Origin of the sequence: Rhodoferax sp., assembly GCF_039922535.1 — a bacterium.
Classification (GTDB): Bacteria; Pseudomonadota; Gammaproteobacteria; order Burkholderiales; family Burkholderiaceae_C; genus Rhodoferax_B.
The window spans coordinates 1-2520 of the sequence record NZ_JBDTEM010000124.1 but is presented as its reverse complement, the minus strand read 5'-3'; the positions used below and the strand labels follow the sequence as shown (position 1 = coordinate 2520).

Sequence of the window (2520 nt, the reverse complement as noted above, 5' to 3'; positions counted from 1 at the left end):
CGAATATGGAATCAACATACGTTTTCCTTGCTTTACTAATTGCGGCAAATGCTCCGGAAATCGGCCCAAACACATATGCTGGCTCCATATTGTGAGGGTGATCGATCGACCTCATATTGTCGAGATGTTGGCGGAGCACGTCTAAGGCAAATGTTGCCAACATAAGCTGCTCCGACATCACAGAGTCATACAGCTCTCCGCTATCGATCTTTTGCAACGCAGCGAGGTAGGAATCTACAGCGAAGGCGTCGCGGCGAAGAGAATGTTGCTGCGAGTCGACTTTGTAATTCAGGAACTCACATATGTCTGCATGCTGCAAGGCCATTACACGCTCGAAAATTACAAGAGAAAACTCCAGTATGTTTGAAATCGAAGCGACTAGTTGACGACGAATCCCGATTTCTTTCTGGTGAGCGTCACGCTGCCCTAGCTTGTACTGGCGACTGGCTATCCACCAGGCGGCGCAAATTGCACCAATCGAGCCCCAAGCCTGCACCCAGGAGGCACAGTCACTCGACTTTAGACCTGACACTAGCAAGCACGTTTCCGCCAAGTTGACAGCCATATCAGTCTCCCGCCTAAAACTAAAGTATCACCGATAGCCGGAATTAAGCTCCCGGCCAAGGGGATGGGATTAGCTAAGCTTGACCAGCCCAAGCTCCGACCAGACGAGGTCAACCCGCCCTAAAAACAAGCTAACCCCAACCAGCACACATACAAACCGCCTTCACCCCCGCGGATGGTGTGCCGCGTGCAAATCATGCAACCGCTGGCGCGCCACATGGGTGTAGATGGTGGTGGTCGAAATATCCGCATGCCCCAGCAGCATCTGCACCGCCCGCAAATCGGCACCGTGGTTCAACAAATGCGTGGCAAACGCATGCCGCAAGGTGTGCGGCGACAGGGCCACATGGATATCAGCGGCCAGCGCGTATTTGCGCACCAGCATCCAGAACATCACCCGCGACATGGCGCGCCCGGCTTTTTCGCCGCGCGAGGTGATGAACAGGTCGTCGGTCTGCTTGCCGTCGAGGATGTCCGGGCGGGACTCGGCCATGTAGCGTTCCAGCCAGATGCGGGCGACCTCGCCAAACGGCACCAGCCGCTCCTTGCTGCCCTTGCCCATGACGCGCAGCACGCCGTCGTTCAGACTGAGCTGGAAGGTTTTGAGCAGCACCAGTTCGCTGACCCGCAGGCCGCTGGCATACATCAACTCCAGCATGGCGCGGTCGCGCAGGCCCAGGGGGGTATCCACGTCGGGGGCGGTCAGCAGGGCTTCGACCTGGGCTTCGGTCAGGGTCTTGATGGCGCGCGGCTGCTGGCGCGCGGGTTGCAGTTTGAGCGTGGGGTCGGTGTGCACCATGCGTTCGCGCAGCGCCCAGCGGTAGTAGCGCTTGAACACGGTCAAACGCCGGTTCGCCGACGTGGCCTTGGTCTGGGCGTGGCGGGCGGCAAAGTAGGCCTGGATGTCGTGCTCTCGCGCGTCGTCCAGGGTTCGCGGCACATCTGCCAGCCAGGCATTGAACAGGGTCAGGTCGCGCCGGTAGGCTGCCAGGGTGTTTTTGGACAGGCCTTGTTCTAGCCACAGGGCGTCGATGAAGCTGTCGATACGGTCGGTTGTCACAGTGGGTATAGAGGGGTTGGGCTGGCTGGTATTCTCAAGCGCATGAACTATGTGCAGCTCTTGTTTCCAGATTTTTCGCTGATTTTGTGCGGCTACCTGGTGTGCCGTTATACCGGGCTGAACCGCACGGTATGGGAGCAGGTGGAAAGCCTGACCTACTATTTTTTGCTGCCGGTGCTGCTGTTCCAGTCAATTGTGAAAAGCCCGCTGGACCTGATGGCCGCCTCCAGCCTGATTTTTGCCGGTCTGGGCTTGAGCCTGTGCGCCATCGGTCTGGCCTACGCCCTGCCCTATTTACCGTGGTTGCGTACCCACATTGACGCACGCGAACACGCGGCCAACGCGCAAATCGCCTTCCGCTTCAACTCCTTCATTGCCCTGGCGCTGGCAGAGCGCCTGGCCGGACCGCAGGGGCCGCAGCTGATTGCGGTGCTGATTGGGGTCTGCGTACCGCTGATGAACGTAGCGGCGGTGTGGCCCATGGTGCGGCATGCAAAAGGCGGCTTTGGCGCGGCGCTGGTGCGCAACCCGCTGATCTGGGCCATCACCGCCGGCTTGACGGCGAACCTGTTGGGCGTGGCGATTCCCCCCTGGCTGACGCCCACCACCAGCCGCATTGGTGCATCCTCCATCACGCTGGGGCTGCTGGCGGCGGGCGCGGACATGCGGTTTGGCCCGCTGGCCCGGGCCAAGGTGCTGGCGCTATCGGTGTTGGGCATTCGGCATTTTGTGCTGCCGGTGGTGGCGCTGGGCCTGGCCTGGCTGCTCGGCCTGAGCCCCGTGCAGACCACGGTGCTGCTGGCGTTTTCGGCCCTGCCCACGGCATCTAGCGCCTATGTGCTGGCGGCCAAGATGGGCTACAACGGCGCGCTGACCGCCAGCCTGGTCAGCCTGTC

Annotated in this window: 2 protein-coding genes and 1 pseudogene; 1 reads left to right on the top strand and 2 read right to left on the bottom strand. The window is 60.5% G+C overall.

The window, feature by feature from the left end:
• Window positions 1-565: pseudogene (locus ABI213_RS05970) on the bottom strand (hypothetical protein); the annotation flags it as partial.
• A gap of 162 nt (window positions 566-727) precedes the next feature.
• A complete protein-coding gene (gene xerD, locus ABI213_RS05965) occupies window positions 728-1633 on the bottom strand; it encodes a site-specific tyrosine recombinase XerD (RefSeq protein WP_348006916.1) in 906 nt (301 codons plus the stop codon).
• 33 nt (window positions 1634-1666) lie between these two features.
• Here xerD and ABI213_RS05960 point away from each other — a divergent pair.
• A partial coding sequence (locus ABI213_RS05960; protein WP_348026407.1) for an AEC family transporter occupies window positions 1667-2520 on the top strand: 854 nt, incomplete at its 3' end.